This is a genomic window from Rossellomorea arthrocnemi, from assembly GCF_904424705.1.
Lineage (GTDB): Bacteria > Bacillota > Bacilli > Bacillales > Bacillaceae_B > Rossellomorea > Rossellomorea arthrocnemi.
In genome coordinates this window covers 314544-334326 of the sequence record NZ_CAJGBF010000002.1, presented here as the reverse complement: position 1 = coordinate 334326, position 19783 = coordinate 314544, and the positions used below count along the sequence as shown (strand labels likewise).

At 40.6% G+C, this 19783-nt stretch carries 20 protein-coding genes; 15 read left to right on the top strand and 5 right to left on the bottom strand.

From position 1 onward, the window contains the following. Window positions 1–17 precede the first annotated feature (17 nt). The 3 genes from BAA9072_RS04660 to BAA9072_RS04650 all read left to right on the top strand — a co-directional run bounded on the left by BAA9072_RS04660 (window position 18) and on the right by BAA9072_RS04650 (window position 1759). Window positions 18–872, top strand: coding sequence for a metal ABC transporter permease (locus BAA9072_RS04660; RefSeq protein ID WP_201713513.1), 855 nt, complete (start codon window positions 18–20; stop codon window positions 870–872). A gap of 3 nt (window positions 873–875) precedes the next feature. After that, window positions 876–1292 (top strand): Fur family transcriptional regulator, encoded by a 417-nt coding sequence (locus BAA9072_RS04655; protein WP_201713512.1) that lies wholly within the window; start codon window positions 876–878, stop codon window positions 1290–1292. 104 nt (window positions 1293–1396) lie between these two features. Continuing rightward, entirely contained in the window at window positions 1397–1759 is a 363-nt protein-coding gene (locus tag BAA9072_RS04650) for a DUF1499 domain-containing protein (RefSeq protein ID WP_201713511.1), read from the top strand. Between the two features lie 323 nt (window positions 1760–2082). On the opposite strand, the gene BAA9072_RS04645 is transcribed toward BAA9072_RS04650, so the two are convergent. Then, complete coding sequence (locus tag BAA9072_RS04645) at window positions 2083–2658, bottom strand: hypothetical protein (RefSeq protein ID WP_201713510.1); 576 nt, start codon at window positions 2656–2658, stop codon at window positions 2083–2085. Between the two features lie 571 nt (window positions 2659–3229). Between BAA9072_RS04645 and BAA9072_RS04640 the strand changes: the two genes are divergently transcribed. After that, the gene (locus BAA9072_RS04640; protein WP_201713509.1) at window positions 3230–3613 is read left to right on the top strand and encodes a DUF4190 domain-containing protein; all 384 of its coding nucleotides are present in this window, start codon (window positions 3230–3232) and stop codon (window positions 3611–3613) included. 89 nt (window positions 3614–3702) lie between these two features. Here BAA9072_RS04640 and ispG read toward each other — a convergent pair whose 3' ends face one another. After that, window positions 3703–4809 (bottom strand): flavodoxin-dependent (E)-4-hydroxy-3-methylbut-2-enyl-diphosphate synthase, encoded by a 1107-nt coding sequence (gene ispG, locus BAA9072_RS04635; RefSeq protein WP_201713702.1) that lies wholly within the window; start codon window positions 4807–4809, stop codon window positions 3703–3705. A 123-nt stretch (window positions 4810–4932) separates the two neighbouring features. After that, window positions 4933–5301 (bottom strand): hypothetical protein, encoded by a 369-nt coding sequence (locus tag BAA9072_RS04630; protein WP_201713508.1) that lies wholly within the window; start codon window positions 5299–5301, stop codon window positions 4933–4935. Between the two features lie 58 nt (window positions 5302–5359). Here BAA9072_RS04630 and BAA9072_RS04625 point away from each other — a divergent pair, with 58 nt between their 5' ends. Further along, the gene (locus tag BAA9072_RS04625) at window positions 5360–6538 is read left to right on the top strand and encodes an MFS transporter (protein WP_201713507.1); all 1179 of its coding nucleotides are present in this window, start codon (window positions 5360–5362) and stop codon (window positions 6536–6538) included. A gap of 222 nt (window positions 6539–6760) precedes the next feature. Here the strand turns inward: BAA9072_RS04625 and BAA9072_RS04620 are convergent, their stop codons facing one another. Continuing rightward, window positions 6761–7534 (bottom strand): DUF1189 domain-containing protein, encoded by a 774-nt coding sequence (locus BAA9072_RS04620; protein WP_201713506.1) that lies wholly within the window; start codon window positions 7532–7534, stop codon window positions 6761–6763. Between the two features lie 243 nt (window positions 7535–7777). Here BAA9072_RS04620 and BAA9072_RS04615 point away from each other — a divergent pair, with 243 nt between their 5' ends. The 10 genes from BAA9072_RS04615 (at window position 7778) to phoU (ending at window position 19202) form a co-directional block, all read left to right on the top strand. Continuing rightward, a complete protein-coding gene (locus BAA9072_RS04615) occupies window positions 7778–9406 on the top strand; it encodes a Na/Pi cotransporter family protein (RefSeq protein ID WP_201713505.1) in 1629 nt (542 codons plus the stop codon). Window positions 9407–9480: 74 nt separating this feature from the next. Continuing rightward, the gene (locus BAA9072_RS04610) at window positions 9481–9960 is read left to right on the top strand and encodes a DUF456 domain-containing protein (protein WP_201713504.1); all 480 of its coding nucleotides are present in this window, start codon (window positions 9481–9483) and stop codon (window positions 9958–9960) included. A gap of 198 nt (window positions 9961–10158) precedes the next feature. Further along, complete coding sequence (locus BAA9072_RS04605) at window positions 10159–10767, top strand: superoxide dismutase (RefSeq protein WP_201713503.1); 609 nt, start codon at window positions 10159–10161, stop codon at window positions 10765–10767. Between the two features lie 106 nt (window positions 10768–10873). Further along, the gene (locus tag BAA9072_RS04600; protein ID WP_201713502.1) at window positions 10874–12088 is read left to right on the top strand and encodes an MFS transporter; all 1215 of its coding nucleotides are present in this window, start codon (window positions 10874–10876) and stop codon (window positions 12086–12088) included. 170 nt (window positions 12089–12258) lie between these two features. Next, window positions 12259–14451, top strand: coding sequence for a penicillin-binding transpeptidase domain-containing protein (locus tag BAA9072_RS04595; protein ID WP_408015206.1), 2193 nt, complete (start codon window positions 12259–12261; stop codon window positions 14449–14451). Window positions 14452–14748: 297 nt separating this feature from the next. After that, window positions 14749–15699, top strand: a complete 951-nt coding sequence (locus BAA9072_RS04590; protein WP_201713501.1) for a PstS family phosphate ABC transporter substrate-binding protein — start codon at window positions 14749–14751, stop codon at window positions 15697–15699. A gap of 86 nt (window positions 15700–15785) precedes the next feature. Next, window positions 15786–16730 carry a phosphate ABC transporter permease subunit PstC gene (gene pstC / locus BAA9072_RS04585; protein WP_201713500.1) on the top strand — a complete coding sequence of 315 codons (945 nt, stop codon included), beginning with the start codon at window positions 15786–15788 and terminating at the stop codon, window positions 16728–16730. 1 nt (window position 16731) lies between these two features. Beyond that, window positions 16732–17610: a phosphate ABC transporter permease PstA gene (gene pstA / locus BAA9072_RS04580; protein WP_201713499.1), complete on the top strand. Its 879-nt coding sequence runs from the start codon at window positions 16732–16734 to the stop codon at window positions 17608–17610. A gap of 40 nt (window positions 17611–17650) precedes the next feature. Beyond that, window positions 17651–18457, top strand: coding sequence for a phosphate ABC transporter ATP-binding protein PstB (pstB, locus tag BAA9072_RS04575; RefSeq protein ID WP_201713498.1), 807 nt, complete (start codon window positions 17651–17653; stop codon window positions 18455–18457). Window positions 18458–18542: 85 nt separating this feature from the next. Further along, window positions 18543–19202 carry a phosphate signaling complex protein PhoU gene (gene phoU / locus BAA9072_RS04570; RefSeq protein WP_201713497.1) on the top strand — a complete coding sequence of 220 codons (660 nt, stop codon included), beginning with the start codon at window positions 18543–18545 and terminating at the stop codon, window positions 19200–19202. 45 nt (window positions 19203–19247) lie between these two features. On the opposite strand, the gene BAA9072_RS04565 is transcribed toward phoU, so the two are convergent. Beyond that, entirely contained in the window at window positions 19248–19595 is a 348-nt protein-coding gene (locus BAA9072_RS04565) for a hypothetical protein (RefSeq protein WP_201713496.1), read from the bottom strand. Window positions 19596–19783: the final 188 nt, after the last annotated feature.

Here is a 19783-nt window from a genome sequence, read left to right as displayed (position 1 = left end):
CGATCGGAGGGAAGAAAATGCTTCAAGCTATTTTTCAATATGAATTTTTACAAAATGCATTTCTGACAGGAATACTCATCGGGATCATCGCCCCGTTACTGGGGGCATTCATCGTGGTAAGGAGACTTTCTCTCATTGCAGATGCCCTGAGTCATGTCACCCTATCCGGTATTGCGGCTAGTCTGTATTTGAGTAAAATGGTACCTGCATTTTCAGGATTGAATCCACTCTACTTTGGAATGGCATTCTCTGTAATGGGCTCTTTATTCATTGAACGATTACGGATGGTATATAAGCATTACCAGGAGCTTGCGATTCCGATCATCCTATCCGGTGGAATCGGGATAGGGGTCATATTCATTTCACTGGCAGACGGTTTCAACACGGATTTATTCAGTTATTTATTTGGGAGCGTCAGTGCAGTCAGCAGGGGGGACTTGTATCTGATTGGTGGAATCAGTCTCCTTGTCATCGGCGTGATTGTCTTATTGTATAAAGAATTGTTCCTCTTATCATTCGATGAGGATCATGCAAAGGCATCAGGGATACCTGCGAAGGCAATCCACTTTATCTTTATGATTATGGTGGCCCTTGTCATTGCCGCTTCCATGCGCATTGTGGGCATTCTCCTGGTATCGTCATTAATGACGTTGCCGGTTGCTGCAAGTATCAGGATTGCGAATGGCTTCAAGCAGACGATCGGATATTCCCTATTATTCGGGGAGATTTCCGTGATCATCGGACTTGTCAGTGCTTTCTATTTGAATCTTGCCCCGGGTGGAACGATTGTTCTTACGGCCATTTTGATTCTTCTCATAACAATAGTGATAAAGAAATTAAGATCGAGTCATTCTTCTATAGGTGAGGTGTAGAGATTGAATGTAACGGAAGCAATGGATCTGTTAAAAGCAAAAGGATATAAGCATACAGGAAAACGGGAGCAGTTACTAGAACTGTTTTCAAGCTCAAATAAATATTTAACGGCCAGGGACGTATTGGATTTCATGAAAGAAGATTACCCTGGTTTAAGTTTCGATACCATCTATCGAAATTTAAGTCTGTTCGTTGAACTTGGGATACTGGAAGAAACGGAATTATCCAGTGAAAGACATTTCCGGATCATGTGTGAAAGTACCCACCATCATCATCACTTTATTTGTATGGACTGTGGGAAAACGAAAGAAATCCATACATGTCCAATGGAAGTGTTGAAAGAAAATTTAGCAGAAACCGGGTATGATATTTCAGGACATAAATTCGAAATATATGGTAAATGCCCGCAATGTCAATAGGGATCCCTTATGGGGTCTCTTTTTTCTTCTATCTTCCAGTGTTTAATCTTGTATAATGGAGGGAAAAAGCGGGTATATAGAAGGAATATAGAGGAGATGTAGCCATGGATTCGGTCCCTTTTACACATTGCCCAACGAATAAAAAAAACTGCGTGAGTACCATAGATCTTTCATCTTACCACCGAATCGCCCCTCTTCCCATAAGCGGGGGATTGGAAGAAACGAAAGCAAGAATACACATGACCTTGAATCAATTTGAACGTGTAGAAATCAAGGAAGAGCAGACGCATTATGTGCATGGGGTCTTCACATCCAAGTGGTTGAAGTTCAAGGATGACCTGGAACTTTATATTGATGAGAATACAAACCTTTTGCATTTTAAATCGGGCTCACGCTTAGGGTATTATGATTTCAAAGTGAACAGGAAGCGCGTGGAACAATTTAAATCCTTGTTTCACAAGGGATAGAGGAAGAGCTTGGGATAAAACCAAAAGACCGCAACCAAAAGACGAACATTTCAGAAAACTTTTAATAGCGCTAATGACTTCCGTGCAAGACTCCGCTTTCCGCGGGGAGCCCGTGAGCCTCCCTGGCTTTGCCTCCGGGGTCTCACATCAGCTACTCTTCCCCCAGTAGTCTTCGTCTTGCACTCCAATCAAACGCTGGAACACACTAATAACTCAACGGGCATTTTGGAACAATACTAATAAAAACCCGAACTAACAATGAACTCTTGAATTCATTGTTAGTTCGGGTTTATTCAACTAAACACTTTTGCCAGGTCTTCTTTCTATGATTGACTTTGTTGTTTAAGCCAGTGCAGGACCCACTCATCCGCTTCCATCCAATTATTCACACGGATGACTCCTTCCGGAATCGGCTTCTGATTATAGGGCGTGTTGAATAATAGCACCGGAATGGACAGTTCTTCTGAAATAGCCACTGCATTATCGTGTTTATCTTCAAAAAAGATGTCGACGTCGTGTTTTTTAGCAGTGGATATTTTATCGTGGGACCCGATTAATTCAATATGGTGATACATAAGGTCTTGTGCATTGAACCATTCTTTCGTTATTTGGATAAGGTCCGTTCTTCTTGCACTGATGAAATAAAGCTCATGTTTTTCTTTCCATTGATCCAAGATCATTTTCGCTCCGGGAGCAAGGGGAGATTCTTTGTAGATAACCGGTTCTGCTTCTGTAAACCATTTACCAAAGGTTTGAGGAGAAATGTCCAAAACCTCTGTCAATTCGTATTGGGTGATGTCTTGTAAGGTTAATTTCAATTGAAAATGTTCATTTATGTGAGGCAGTAAAGATTCGGGTGACGTAACTGTCCCATCGATATCGATTCCAAAACGTTTCATTCTTTATCATGCTCCTCTTTATAAAAACTCCTTCAAGTTTATCACATTTCTGTCCTTTAAATAAATGATGTTTTCTATTGAGGCTTACCATTTCAACGCTCTGCCAAATAATGTGTGCTAAGATGGTGTGTGGAACCGCTTCGCTTTCCGCGGACGAACGGCCGAGCCTCCTCAGCTTCGCTTTCGGGGCAGAGCTAAAAGGTGTCAAGGAACAATCCAAAAGAGAACATCTTTTTCTATAAATGATATTATCTTTATCCAAAATATGAGGTCGGTTATCAAAAATTTGTCGCTATTTATCTCTTCAAGCATACATGCTTCGAAAGTTGATTGGAGCAAAAAGCGGGCTTGTGGATTCGGAACTCAACTACTACACACTTCTTGAAGGAGCAACAAACATTACCAAAAGAATTAAATAAAAAAGATTCTAACTTGCATCAGAAAATATTCAAGCAGATGGCCCGTCATGGAAATTTGGAGATAACAAAAATGACAAAGATTAGCATAGTAAAAAAGGCAAACTGACACACAATAAGAAGGCTCCCAAACACAGAAAGTGAGGGATTGCTGTATGAATGATGAACGACGCGAATTAAACAGCGTTGATCGAAATCTTCAAGATATCGACGTGTATTACGACAATCCGGAAACAGATGTGGATAGAAATGATTATCGTGAAGAAACAGCAGCAGAAATTGCTGCTCCAATGAATGTCAGCCGCGACTTTGAACATGATGCTGCCGAAGATACGACAACATCGGGTCGTGTGTTAGGATACTCTGCACTTGCCCTATCCATTCTTTCCTTATTTATCCTCCCGGTCATTATGGGGGCAGCTGGGATTGTCCTTGGGTTTGTGGCAAGACGCCGGGGAGCAGAAATGCTTGGTGCCTGGGCAATTGGAATTGGGGCCGTATCGATAATCGTAGGATTATTTGTACTGCCGTTCTTTTAAAATAAATCGTTATTCTTGAAATTGGGAGCGTTTCAGGAAACCATGAAAAGAGGGCTGATCTTTGATCGGCCCTCTTTTTCATCATTCGATTAGACTTGCTCCTGTTCTTTCTTTTCAGCTTCCTGCTTTGCGAAGTATTCTTCAGCAATCTTGTCAATTTCTTTCTTCAGTTCTTCCACCATTGTCTCTTCAGGTACTTTACGGACCGTTTTTCCTTTCCGGAATAGGAGTCCTTCCCCCCGGGCACCGGCAATTCCGATATCAGCCTCTCTGGCTTCACCAGGACCGTTCACTGCGCATCCAAGGACAGCCACTTTGATCGGTGCTTTAATAGTTGAAATGTATTCTTCCACCTCGTTGGCAATTGATATCAAGTCAATTTCAATACGGCCGCACGTCGGGCACGAGATCAGCGTAGCGGCATTTGATGATAATCCAAATGATTTTAATAATTCTCTCGCCACTTTGACTTCTTCGACAGGGTCCGCGCTCAAGGAAATGCGAAGGGTATTACCGATCCCGAGACTTAGAATTGCACCAAGGCCTGCAGCACTCTTTACTGTTCCTGCAAAAAGTGTACCTGATTCAGTGATCCCCAGATGAAGAGGGTAGTCAAATGCTTTGGCCGCTTTTGTGTATGCCTCGATTGCCAGGTTCACATCAGAAGCTTTCATGGATACGATGATGTCATGGAAATCAAGGTCCTCAAGAATTTTAATGTGATGAAGTGCGCTTTCCACCATACCATCAGCCGTAGGGTAACCGTATTTCTCCAGGATTTTTCGTTCCAGGCTTCCTGCGTTTACCCCGATTCGAATCGGGATACCTTTTTCTTTCGCTGCTTTGACAACAGCCTCGACCTTTTCACGGCGACCGATATTTCCAGGATTGATCCGGATTTTATCAGCGCCGCCTTCAATGGCTTTCAAGGCTAATTTATAGTCAAAATGTATATCGACAACAAGAGGTATATTGATTTGTTTCTTAATATCAGCAATGGCATCTGCTGCACGTTCATCTGGGCAAGCAACTCTGACGACCTGGCATCCTGCTTCTTCGAGACGTAGAATTTCTTTAACCGTTGCTTCAACATCATGTGTTTTTGTTGTAGTCATACTTTGGATGACAAGTTCGTTATTACCGCCGATAGTTAAATCGCCGACTTTGACCGGACGTGTTTTTGAACGATGTATAATTTCACTCAAGTGTAATTCGCTCCTTTAGAAAGGTTCTCAAAGTTTCATTATAGTTAATACGAAGCTATTGTAACAGTGTTTTGTGTGAAATGACAAGAAATAGGTGTTTATTGCATGGCTATATCATTGATAATTCGGTATCTTGTAGGTTTTCCCAATTTGGATTTTGGCCGGGGGAACCTCATTCAATTCTTCAAAGTCTGAAATCACCCGATCAATCGAGACTGGTATGGATCCATCAAGGAGGTCCTCCACAAGACTCAGAACTGTATCACCCGGTTTTACTTCCATCTCCACATAAGAAAGAGAGGAAGGAGTCTTTTCTTTTTCAGCTGAGTCTTCAGGCGATTGCCTTTGATCCACCTTCTCCTGGGGTTGTGCGGTTGCGACGGTGGCTTCTTTATAAAGAAGCCTTAACGTTCCTTTATTTAAATCATAATAAACACTGTAGAGAAGAATGATAATACCAAAGAAAACAGCCATTCTTTTCATCTATATTTCCTCCCGCTTAGTTTGATGTCTGAATGGTCAAATGAAGGAGTTGTAAAACATGAAAGATAAGCTTCTCCCATTTGTAATCGGTTTACTGCCCATACTGATGGTACTGGGGAATTCCATGCTTATTCCCATCCTTCCAAGTATTGAAGCAGATTTGCATTTGAGTGGCGGATGGTCAGGATTCATTTTAAGTTCATTTACGATTCCCGCAGCGCTTGTCATTCCGTTTGCGGGTGGGTTGTCCGACCGTTATGGGCGAAAACGTATCATCAGTATTTCATTATGGATTATGATTCTTGGAAGTGTCCTTTGTATCGTCAGCGGAGGGATCGTTAGTCTATTTATGCTTGGTAGAGGATTACAAGGTGTTGGAGCAGCCGGGACGACTCCTCTTGCCATGGCGTTGATCGGTGATCTTTATCAAGGGCAGGAGCGTTCAAGGATGCTTGGTTCCTTGGAGGTGTTCAATGGTATCGGCAAGGTGGTTGCTCCACTTACTGGTGCCACTCTTGCCCAACTTGTTCTCTGGAATCAGTCCTTTTGGGTGTTCCCGGTTTTATCCACAGTGATCTTACTTGGTTTAAGAAGTATGGTTGATTCTAAAAAGGCTGTTCATAAAATGGACAAAAAAGCGTTCACCTCCATCTTTATGTCAAAGGGACGTCTGTTGATTCCTCTTTATGCCATTGGGGGGACAGGCTTATTTTTATTATTCGGCATTCTCTTCTATCTTTCCTACCACATTGAAAATACTTTTCAAATTGATGGGTTTTTTAAAGGGTTCTCGTTTATTTTCCCCCTCGGGTCGATGACGATTTGTTCTTACTGGTGTGGGAAAAGGCTGAAGACGGATGAGGAATTAGGGTGGACATATATGAAATATGGAATCATTACAATGGCTTTCCCGTTGGGCGTATTAATCTTTTTATCATCCTTAGGATTTTTGATGTTTTTAATTACGGTAAGTTTTGCGGGGTTAGGTTTGATGCTTCCTGTCATTAATACATTTATCACCAGTAGCGTACCTGAACATGAAAGAGGGATCGTTGTCAGCCTTTATGGAGCTGTGAGATTCGGCGGAGTGGCTTTGGGTCCGATTGCATTTGGCGTGTGGAGAGAAGCTCCCACACATATGTTTATCATTTCATTTGTTTTATCAATGATTAATATCTTTCTTTTCATGTTGCTTACTCAACGAAAAAAATGGGTCTTTCATCCTAAAATTCGATAAATCATTACACTCCCTTTATGTTGCAGGAGAACAACTTTTAACCGTTTCTACCCGATTAAGCCAATTGAGCAGAAAATTTATACTTTAGTGTTCAGGGTGTACCATTGAATATCTTCTAATTCTTTATTAATAAAAATCCGAACGATTTCGATTTTCCTAAAAGAATTTCGAGTAATCGTTCGGATTTTTATTTGACTAAAACACTTTTGTTCCAGCCTTTTACTAATGGCGTATTTTCCTTTGAGGGATTTCTTTTACGACTAAATAAAGAATCACAGTTATGACAAACCAGTCTAAAATTGGAGCAGCAGGTATCCTGGTTTGCAATAGTTCCATCAGGGTAAAAAACAGTGTAGAGACAGTAGCTGAATATGCAGTGATTCGAAAGCTCTGACGGTATTGTAGATTTCGCTTAAGGACATTCGCGAACGTAATACCAATAATGGCAAAAATGGTTATTTTCAAGAATGTCATCCCCGAGGTGAACAGGTAAAGAATGGATAATGCCACGGGAATCAGTATCCATTTTAGATCCTTAAGAGAATCCAGGATGCTGAGTAATTCATTTTTTGTAACAGCGGTACCACCAAACAACGAATAAGATGAAGATTGTACGTGGCCTTGGCTAATAACGACGAAATCCTTTTTAAGGAAAGCAATCGTATTTTCATTCTTATCTAAATTTCTTTCTTTCATTTGTCCAGTACCATCAAGGATGATGTTCATACCTTCTTTTTCAAGGGTAACGGGTGTTGCCTTATCGGAAGATAGCATACCGTCTTCAATTGTAAAGGATGGAAGTTCTTTTTCCACAGATTCCCTTAATGTATCAAGTGCCCCGGTAGTGAACGATAAGAATTGCCATACTACAGGGAGGATCGAAATAAGGGCGAGCAGAAAAATGAAACGAATCGTTTTACCAATTCCCTGGAAACGGAATTTTGCAATATCTTTTGGGGAATAGATACTTTTATACAACTGCTGAAATACATTCATTTAGTTTTTTCTCCTTTCACACATGCCCTATCTATTTTATGCTTGTCTACCTGCATCATCAAGTAAAGATCCGGAATTAATTTATAATCAATCTATTTTGTAATGAAAATGTAACATAAGTATACTTTTATTAACCTATTGTAAATTTAGAGCAAAAAGTATTTACGTAAGCTCCGTTATATATTAAAAATGATATGGGGTTTTTGTTATTTAATGTCGAAAATATATGTAGGGGTTGAAAAGATGGAATTAAATTGGCAAGAAATGTTGTTTCAGTTCTTTGGAGGACTGGGTATTTTCCTCTTTGGGATAAAGTATATGGGGGACGGCCTTCAAAAGTCTGCCGGTGAACGCCTGAAGGAAATCCTTGACAAGTTCACGACCAATCCATTTATGGGAGTATTGGCGGGTATCTTTGTAACGGTCCTGATTCAGTCAAGTAGTGGTACGACAGTTATCGTTGTCGGGCTGGTAAGTGCCGGTTTCATGACCCTTAGACAGGCAATCGGTGTCATCATGGGTGCTAATATCGGTACTACGGTAACAGCATTTATCATTGGGGTTGATATTGGAGAATATGCACTGCCGATTATTGCCGTTGGTACTGTTATGTTATTCTTCTTCAAGAATAAAAAAATCCATAACCTCGGGCAAATGATCTTTGGATTTGGTGCCTTATTCTATGGATTGGAACTAATGGGTGGAGGAATGAAACCTTTACGCTCATTGGAAGCATTCCATGATTTGACCGTTAGCATGAGTGATAATCCACTTCTTGGAGTGGTGGTCGGGACTTTATTTACCGTCATTGTACAAAGTTCTTCTGCCACGATCGGTATCCTCCAGGAGCTGTACAGTTCCAACCTGGTTGATTTACAAGCCGGATTACCTATATTATTCGGAGATAACATCGGTACAACCATTACTGCTGTGCTGGCAGCACTTGGTGCATCCGTAGCGGCAAGACGTGCTGCGGCGGTACATGTACTTTTTAACTTAATCGGAACAACAGTATTCTTAATTATATTGCCGTTTTTCTCGAAATTTGTAGTATTCCTACAATCTACATTCAATCTGAATGAGCCAATGACCATTGCATTCGCTCATGGAACTTTTAATATAACGAATACCATCATTCAATTTCCGTTCATTGCCATATTAGCGGTAATTGTAACCAAATTAATTCCAGGACAGGACTCTCTTGTTGATTATAATTCTAAGCATTTGGATCCAATGTTCATCGAACAGTCTCCATCCATTGCTTTAGGTCAGGCAAAAGAAGAAGTTCTACGCATGGGGACATTTGCCGTTAAAGGCTTAGAGGAAACAAACGAATTCTTAAAGACCAAGAGCTCAAAAAACTCAGAAGCAGCTTATCAAATAGAGGGTGCCATCAACAATCTTGATAAGAAGATCACGAACTATCTCGTTGATTTATCATCTGCTTCCCTTTCAGAATCTGAATCTGAGCGTCATTCGATTCTGATGGATACAGTTCGGGATATTGAGCGCGTCGGGGATCATTTTGAAAACATTGTTGAATTAATCGAATACCAACAAGCCAACAAAGTGAAAATCACTGATGATGCCATGTCCGATCTTGAAACCATGTTCAATCTGACAATTGAAACAGTGGAAAAAGCGATCAAGTCATTAGACTTGAACGACACTGACATTGCAAGAGAAGTGGCTGAGAAAGAAGATCAGATCGATAAAATGGAACGGAAGCTGCGTAAACAACATATCCTGCGTATGAACGAAGGGAAATGTTCGGGACAAGCAGGTATCGTATACGTAGATATCATCAGTAATTTAGAGCGTATTGGAGACCATGCCGTCAATATTGCAGAAGCAGTATTGGGAGTAGAATAAGGTTTTCTCCCTGACCCCATTGAAATTTGTCAAAGGGGTCAGTTTTTTTAATACACAAAGGGGGGTGTTGGAACTTGGAAATCGTATATTGGAGTATCATCATCGTACTCATGATTTTATCATTTGTTGGTCTGGTTTATCCGATTTTGCCAAGTGTCGTGTTTTTAGTGGGGAGCTTTCTGTTGTACGGTGTGTTTTTTAGCTTTGAGCCTTTTAGCTGGTTGTTCTGGACTGTGCAGATCCTCTTTGTGGCTCTCTTATTTGGTGCAGATTATATGGCAAATCTGATTGGTGTCAAAAAATTCGGCGGGACGAAAGCTGGAATATGGGGGAGCACCATCGGACTGCTCGTTGGCCCATTCCTCATCCCTGTCATAGGAATTTTGATCGGTCCATTCCTTGGAGCTATCATAGGAGAATGGGTTGTACATCGATCCAACCTGAGAACAGCAGTGAAGGTGGGGATAGGATCTGTAGTTGGATTTATCTCCAGTGTCCTGACAAAAGGATTCATCCAAATCATCATGGCTGTTTATTTCTTTTGGGTCGTTTGACTTATTATGTGCCCCATTGCCTGAAAATCATTAAATTCCGGTGATTATATATAAGATTATTGGGTATTTTATTCTTGTAAGAAAAAAGTAAGAGATTGAAGGCAAAATATTTGAACAGCCATAGTAGTTTTGGTAATCTTATACTGAAACGCCCTGAATATAAGTATTCAGGAAACTTTACATAGGGAGGAATTTATAATGGCTTACGAATTACCGCAATTACCTTACGCATATGATGCATTAGAACCTCATATCGACAAGGAAACAATGAACATTCATCACACAAAACACCATAACGCATACGTGACGAAAGTAAATGATGCACTTCAAGGACACGACGATTTATTAAGCAAATCCATTGAAGATCTTGTTTCTAACTTAGACGCTGTTCCTGAAGGTGCTCGTACTGCAGTTCGCAATAATGGTGGCGGTCACGCTAATCACTCTCTATTCTGGACGGTATTATCACCGAATGGTGGAGGCGCTCCATCTGGAGAATTGGCAGATGCCATCTCTTCCAAATTCGGAAGCTTCGATTCATTTAAAGAAGAATTTGCAAACGCTGCTGCAACACGCTTTGGCTCAGGCTGGGCTTGGCTTGTAGTAAACAACGGTGAATTAGAAGTAACAAGTACACCAAACCAGGACAGTCCATTAATGGAAGGGAAAACACCTGTACTAGGTCTTGATGTTTGGGAACATGCTTACTACCTGAACTATCAAAACCGTCGTCCTGATTACATCAGTTCATTCTGGAACGTTGTAAACTGGGATGAAGTAGCGAAGCGTTATTCTGCTTCTAAGTAATTTTATTAATATGAGAAGAGAGGTTCTTTCTGGAACCTCTCTTTTTTTTGTATAAGTTTCTTCCCTTTTTCACAAGATAGGGGTACGTTAAAGGGGAGTTTTTCACATGAGCAGCTTTAAAAAGATATTAGGTGACATTGATTTAACGAAAGATCTGACTTTGCTCCTGTTGATCGGGGGGTTATACTCCTTGAGTATTGCCCTCTCAAACACATTTGTGAACATATACTTATGGAAACAGTCAGGTGAATTCATTGATTTGGGTGTCTATAATTTAACTGTTGTCATCTTTCAGCCCCTGACATTTATTTTAGCTGGAAGGTTGGCAAAGAAAGTGGACCGGGTGATTGTATTACGCTTCGGTGTTATTTTTTTGGCTCTCTTTTACATATCCGTATTGGGATTCGGAGAATCGGCAGAAGATTATCTTGTCGTACTGGGAGCTCTACTTGGGATTGGGTATGGTTTCTATTGGCTGGCCTTCAATGTGTTGACCTTTGAAATTACCGAACCCGAAACGAGAGATTTCTTCAATGGCTTCCTTGGTACGCTGACTTCAGCCGGAGGAATGATTGGACCAATCCTCGCCGGCTTCATCATTTCACGGTTTGCTTCCTTTCAGGGCTATACCATTGTATTCGGAATTTCCCTTTTCCTGTTTTCCATTGCGGTTATCATGAGCTTCTTCCTCAAGAGGAGACCTGCATCCGGACGCTATCTTTTTCTTAGGATCCTGGAGGAAAGAAAACACAATCACAATTGGCGGCTCATCACAAATGCTCACTTCTTTCAGGGGCTGAGGGAAGGCACATTCATCTTTATCATTTCTGTGTTTGTGTTCATCAGTACAGGAAGTGAATTTGCCATCGGGACGTTCGGCTTGATTAACTCAGGTATCGCCTTTGTCGGCTACTATGTTGCTTCGAGAGTCATAAAGAAAAACTTGAGAAAGCGTGCGATTCTTTTAGGTGGGGTCCTTCTCTACTTGGCCATATTCCTGATTGTATTTGATGTAACGTATACAAAATTATTGCTTTATGCAGGCGTTATTGCCATTGCCTATCCCATCTTGTTAGTCCCTTATATCTCTATGACCTACGATGTGATAGGAACGGGCTGGAACGCTGCTGAAATGAGGATCGAGTACATTGTCGTAAGGGAAATATTCTTGAACATGGGAAGGATCGTCTCGGTTCTTGCGTTCATTGTAGCCGTGACCTTTTTTAATCAAGAAGAAAGCATCCCCATCCTTCTTTTGATGCTGGGGGCAGGACACACCTTGATTTATTTATTTGTACGGAAAGTCGTTCTACCCCTATAAGGAACTTAAAGCAAAGAGAGGGAAAGATTTCCTCTCTTTGCTTTTGGCTAGATAATCCCTGAAGATTTCTATAAAATAAGGATAGAAGAAAAAATGATTCTGTTGACTACTTACAATGCTGTCCAATCAAGTAAGAAGGTAACAGAGCATAAAGAGATAGAAATTTTTACATAGAGGAAGGGCTGGAAGACTTGAAAAAAAATAAGAGAAAAAGAAAGACGCATGTTCCCGTTAGGATGAATTTGCTGTTTTTTGCCGTGTTCTTATTATTTTCTCTTCTTGTTCTTAGACTTGGACTTGTTCAGATTGTGAATGGGGAGAGCTATAAGAAAGAAGTGGAGAGAACAGAGGATGTGGTGGTCAATACAGGAGTGCCCCGAGGGAAGATGTATGACCGTTATGGAAATGTGATCGTTGATAATGTTCCTCTGAATGCGATTACGTATACACGGGCAAACAATACGCAGATTGAGGAAATGATCGAGGTCGCGTCCAAGCTTTCTGAGTACATCGAAAAGGACACAGAAGATGTGACAGAGAGGGATAAGAAAGATTATTGGCTAATCAATCATAAAGAAGAAGCAGAAGCAAAAGTTTCGGTCGAGGAAATCAAAAAACTTCAAAATAATGAAGAATTGTCTGAAGATGACGTGAATAAAAAGGTATATCAAATGAGATTGGACCGTATTACCGAGAAAGAACTTTCGGCGCTCACTGAAAAAGACTTGGAGATCATCGCCATCTACCGGGAATTTTCCAGTGGCTATGCATTGAATCCACAGATTGTAAAGAATGAAGGGGTCACACCCCAGGAGTTCGCAACGGTCAGCGAGCATCTAAGTGAGCTTCCCGGTGTCAACACCACAACAGACTGGAAGCGTTCATACGTATTTGATGATACGTTACGAACTATATTAGGAAACGTGTCTTCATCAAGGGAAGGATTACCAAAGAATCTGGTAGACTCCTATTTAGCTCAGGACTACAACCGGAATGATCGTGTAGGTAAAAGCTATGTTGAACTAGAATATGAAGATGTGCTCCAAGGGCAGAAAGAACAAATCAAAAACGTGACTAAAGGCGGAAGTGTGCTGGAATCCGTCCTTGTTCAACAAGGTCAGCGAGGCAAAGATATCGTCCTTACGATTGACATGGAACTCCAACGTGAAATTGAAAAAATCATTGAAGAAGAATTAAGTAAGCAGATTGTCAATCGGAATGAATCACCGAATCTTGATCGTGCGTTTGTTGTGATGATTGACCCGAATACAGGAGAAATTCTGGCAATGGCGGGAAAACAATACGTAAAGAATCCTGAAACCGGCAAATATGAGATGCGTGATGCTGCACTTGGAACCTTTACTTCTTCTTATGAAGTAGGTTCTGTGGTAAAAGGTGCAACCGTATTAACGGGGTATATGACAGGGAAACTAACGCCGGGAGAAGTTTTGATTGATGAACCGTTAAGAATCAAAGGGACCAAACCGAAAACATCATGGTTCAATAAATATCAGCAAATTCCCATGACCGATTTGTATGCACTAGAGAAGTCCTCCAACGCATACATGTGGAAGGTAGCCCTGAAAATTGCCGGCGGCCGGTATGTACCGAATGAGCCGATTGTGAATAACCCTGAAGCATTTGATATCTTTAGAAATCACTACGCTCAATTTGGTTTAGGTGTCCCGACAGGTATCGACTTACCTGGTGAATCTGCCGGGCTTACAGGAACCAAGACAGACCCTGGTTTCTTACTCGATTTGGCGATTGGGCAATTCGATACGTACACAACCATGCAGTTGGCACAATATGTTTCTACTATCGCCAATGATGGTTATCGTGTTCAGCCTCATATTATGAAGGAAATAAGAGAACCAACCAACGAACAGGATAGTCTTGGTCCCATCCTGTTCGAGAAAGAGACGAATGTACTGAATCGCATCGATGCCTCGCAGGCACAGATCGAACATGTCCAAAAAGGTTTCTATCGCGTTTACCATAACCCTGAAGGAACGGGTTACTTATTTCATGACGCACCATATAATGCGGCGGGTAAATCCGGTACAGCCGAGACTTATGTTGACGGGGAATTGAGCTATAACACCACGTTGATTGGATACGCACCTTTTGACAACCCTGAGGTGGCATATGCTACGCTGGTACCTGCATCTCATATCCAGGCAAGCGGTGTAGCGGATCCTTACGTGAATAAATACATCTCAAAACGAGTGATGGATAAGTACTTTGAATTAAAGAAGAAACGCGCGGAAGAAGTGAAAGATCCCACGTCAGTAAATAAGAAAGTGGAAAATGCTGAAGAAGCAGAAGAGCAAATGCAAAAGGAAAGGGAACAGAATAACTAAATGAGAAAAGCTGGTTTATGGATAATTTGGTCCGTAAACCAGTTTTTTTGTATACAACGGTAGGGATTTGAACGCCTTTTTGAAATGCAAGGAGAAATGAAAGGTGGAACTTAATCCATTATTCCTTAAACAAAACTAGTGTTAATGGGGATCTTAGGCTTTTATAACCGAGGGGCTCATGAAGAAAAATGTCGAATTTACAAAACCTTTACAAACGATTAAAACACCATTAACACTCATCTATTAATCTAGTACTCGTAGGACAAAACAACCAAGTTTCTTAGGGGGAATTTAGGAATGAAAAACTTTAAGTATCTAGCAATGTCAGCAATGATCGGATCAGCTCTTCTATTAGGAGCATGTGGATCAACTGGAGCTGAAAGTGGATCAGGTTCAGACGGAGAAAAAACAGAACAACTATCTGGCAACGTTAAAATTGACGGATCTTCTACAGTAGCTCCTATCGCAGAAGCTGTTAACGAAGAGTATGCTGCCACACAAGCAGATGTTAAAGTTTCCATCGGGGTATCCGGTACAGGAGGAGGATTCGAAAAATTCATCGCAGGTGAAACGGATCTTTCTAACGCCTCTCGCCCAATTAAGGACGAAGAAAAACAAAAGCTAGAGGAAGCTGGAATTGATTACACTGAATTTAAAATTGCAAATGATGGTTTGACTGTAGTTTTAAATAAAGAAAACGACTGGGCAGAAGATATGACAGTTGAAGACCTTAAGAAATTATTTATCGAAGATGGAACAACTAAGAAATGGTCTGATATCAATCCTGAATGGCCGGACGAAGAAGTGAAATTTTACGCTCCTGGGACTGATTCTGGTACATTTGATTATTTTGACGAAGTAATCCTTGAAGAACAAGACATGGTTAAGAAGAACATTCAGCTTTCTGAAGATGATAATGTACTTGTTCAAGGGGTAACAGGTGATAAAAACGCAATCGGTTTCTTCGGATATGCGTACTATCTTGAAAATAAAGATCAACTTAAGGCAGTGAAAGTTGGCGGAGTGGATCCGAATAATGAAACAATTGAAAGCGGGGAGTACACTCCACTATCTCGTCCACTATTCGTTTATGCAAAAAATGATTCAATGAAAGACAACGAAGCAGCTTACGATTATATGAAATACACTCTTGAAAATGCTGGTGAAATGGCAGAGGCTGTTGGATATGTGAAATTAGAAGATAGTGTTTATGAGGAAGATTTATCAAAATTAGAAGAACTAAAGTAAGTAGATCAGGTAAAGGTATTCATAACAGATGAGAAGCGAATACTTGCTTCTCATCTTGTTATGTGGATGAAAGGGGTTTGCACTTTATGGGTTTAAGTACGAGGAAAACATATTCAGTATCTGACATGATTGAGCAGAAAAGTAAAAAGAGCCTGAATCATGCAACTGAAAAAGCTATACCTTGGATATTGTTTGCTATTGCTGGGGTTTCCGTTTTGACGACAATCGGAATCGTATTAACACTTATATTTGAAACAATTACCTTCTTTTCACGGGTTTCATTTTTTGATTTTCTTGCAGGGACTGAGTGGTATCCTTTCTCAAGCAATAGTCCCAGCTATGGAATTCTTCCTCTAATCTCAGGTACGCTAAAGATTACAGGAATTGCCGTATTGGTTGCAGTACCAATAGGACTGGCATCAGCCATTTACTTGAGTGAGTACGCAACAGATCGATCTCGCAGAATCATTAAACCGATATTAGAAATTCTTGCAGGGATTCCCACCATTGTTTATGGGTTCTTTGCCCTCACATTTGTTACACCGGTATTGCAGAGTTTTATCCCGGAATTAAAGATATTCAATGCGCTAAGTCCAGGTATTGTTGTTGGTGTGATGATTATTCCGATGATTGCTTCTTTGTCCGAAGATGCGATGTCTTCCGTGCCAAACTCGATTCGCGAAGGAGCCCTGGCAATTGGTGCAACAAAGTTTGAAGTTGCCATAAAAGTTGTGTTGCCAGCCGCTGTTTCCGGAATCGTCGCATCTGTTGTACTTGCGATTTCACGTGCTATCGGAGAAACGATGATCGTAACAGTGGCTGCAGGTGCAACCCCTAATCTTACGTTGGATGTAACAGGTTCCATCCAAACGATGACTGCCTACATCGTACAAGTAAGTACAGGGGACGCGGGATATGGAACGACAATTTATTATAGTATCTATGCAGTTGGGTTCACACTATTTGTCTTTACATTAGCCATGAACCTTCTTGCTCAATACATCTCTAAGCGTTTCAGAGAGGAGTATTAAGATGAAACATATCAATCAGGATAACGTCAATAAAAAGATGTCTTCAAGACTGACTGTCAACGGGGCATTTAAATGGGTATTTTTAGCCGCAACATCATTTGGCCTGATCGTATTGGCTGTACTTTTATATCGGGTATTCACTCAAGGAATTGGTTATTTGAATCTTGACTTCCTGCAGAATATGGGATCAAGATTCCCGGAAAAGGCAGGGATTTATGCTGCCTTAATTGGATCTCTTTGGCTAATGTTCGTCATCATTCCCATATCTTTGATTCTTGCTGTGGGAACAGCCATTTATCTTGAAGAGTACGCGAAACAGAATCGAGTAAATAAATTCATTAAAATCAACATTTCCAATTTGGCAGGTGTTCCTTCCGTTGTATTCGGTTTACTTGGGTTGACCATATTTGCCCGGGCGTTCGCATTGGGACATAGCGTCCTCGCTGCAGGATTAACAATGAGTCTGCTCATTTTGCCGGTCATTATTGTAGCTGCTCAGGAAGCGATCCGCTCTGTGCCGAGAGAACTTCGCGATGCCTCTTATGGTATGGGTGCGACAAAATGGCAAACAATTGTGCGCGTCGTCTTACCTGCAGCCATTCCAGGTATATTAACTGGTAGTATATTAGCGTTTTCCCGTGCGATTGGGGAAACTGCTCCATTAGTTGTTATCGGAGTTCCGACAATTCTACTATTTACTCCTGGGTCTTTCCTGGATACGTTTACGGCTCTTCCAATGCAAATTTATGATTGGACTAAGAGGCCACAAGAAGAATTCCACCATGTAGCAGCATCAGGGATAATCGTGTTAATGATATTGCTTTTATTTATGAATTCAGTCGCTGTATTTATTCGCAACAAGTTTCAAAACAGATACTAGAATACTGTGGGTTTGAAATGGATGAAGGAGGCTTTCAATTATGCAAACGACATTGACGAAGAAACATGACATGGTTGAGCAAAAGGGGATAAAAGAAGCGGTATATAAAACGAAACAATTGAACTTATGGTATGGGACGAATCATGCATTGAAAAATATCGACCTGGATATTATGGAAAATGAAGTAACAGCCATTATCGGACCATCAGGATGTGGAAAGTCGACCTACATCAAGACATTGAACCGTATGATCGAATTGATTCCAAGTGTGAAGACTTCAGGAGATATCATCTATCGTGATCGCAACATTCTCGATAGGAAATACCGCGTAGAGGAACTACGGACAAAAGTGGGGATGGTATTCCAGAAGCCAAACCCTTTCCCGAAATCTATTTACGACAATATTGCATATGGTCCTCGTATTCATGGAATCAAAAATAAGAAGATACTTGATGAAATTGTCGAAAAAAGCTTGCGGGGTGCGGCAATCTGGGAAGAGGTCAAAGATCGTTTGAATCAAAATGCATACGGATTATCAGGTGGACAACAGCAGCGTATCTGTATAGCAAGATGCCTGGCTATTGAGCCGGATGTCATCTTAATGGATGAGCCTACATCTGCTCTTGATCCGATTTCTACTCTAAAAGTAGAGGAGCTTGTTCAGGAATTGAAAAAAGAATATAGCATTATCATTGTTACACATAACATGCAACAGGCGGCCCGTATTTCCGATCGTACAGCATTCTTCCTGAATGGTGAAGTTGTAGAATTTGATAAAACAGATAAGATTTTCTCCACTCCAACAGATAAGCGCACAGAAGATTATATATCTGGTCGTTTCGGTTAATGTAAAGAAGAATAGATTGTACCATATTTTTAATTCATAATGATAAACATGGATAAGGGAACTAGTATAGGGAAGGGGTACGATTATGTCAGTAAGAGGACAATTTGATGCAAATTTAAAAGAGTTGCAAACCAAACTCATGGACTTAGGTATTATAGCCAAGGTTCAACTTGAAAAAAGTATTGTTACATTGGAAGAAAAAGATGTAGATACTGCTCTGGCTATTATTGAAGGTGATCAAAAAGCAGATGAGTTAGAAGAGGAAATCAATGATTTAGCTATTCTGACAATCGCAAAGCAGCAGCCGGTGGCCACAGATTTGAGAAGGATCATTGTGGCTATTAAAATTGCTTCAGATTTAGAAAGAATTGCTGATTTTGCAGTGAATGTTGCCAAATCAACGATTCGGATCGGAAATGAACCTCTGATTAAACCGATTCACCATATAAAAGAAATGCATGCCATAACCTCAGAAATGATTGTGCTTATATTGGAATCTTTCGTGGAGGAAGATGCCGCGAAAGCTAAGAGAATTGCAGATATGGATGATAAAGTGGATGACCTATATGGTGAAACGATAGTAGAGCTGCTTACACTTAATAAAGAAAAGCCTGAATTTACAGCTCAAATTACCCAGCTATCATTTATCTGTCGTTATCTTGAAAGGGCTGCAGACCATACAACAAACATTGCTGAAGGTGTTTTTTATTTGGTGAAAGGCCGTCGCTATGATTTAAATGAATGAATAAAGAAAAAGCTGTCCAATTCAATAGGACAGCTTTTTCTTTATTCACATCTTGGATATAAGCTGTTTGACTTCCAATTTGGAAAGAGCGGATTGTTTAGCGATTTGATCCACCGGAACTCCTTGATGATGTAAGGCAATCACTTGGTTTTTTACAACCTCATGTATCACTTTTCCCGGAGAACTTGATTTTTTAAGTGGTGCATTACCATCCATCAACAACTCTTCTTCCAAAATGCGTATTCGCTTCTTCAATTTATAATGCTCCTCCAGAACATTCATCGACAACTCTTCCATGTCTTTTTCAATATCACGATACCGATCCCGTTGGAAGAATGAAATGACTAGTAATAGGATAGAGAAGCTTACTAATCCAATGAATAGTAATGTCACTGTATCACCCCATGATGTATTCTTCTTCTTTATTTATAGCATAGATGGTGTTTTAACACTATATGACAGCAGGATAAATTTAAGAAACACTCCAATATTTTGTCGAATATCCCAACGCGATGACGAAAGAAAAATGTCGTTAATCAAGTGTAATCGCTTTATTATCATTTCAGCATAATAAATCACAA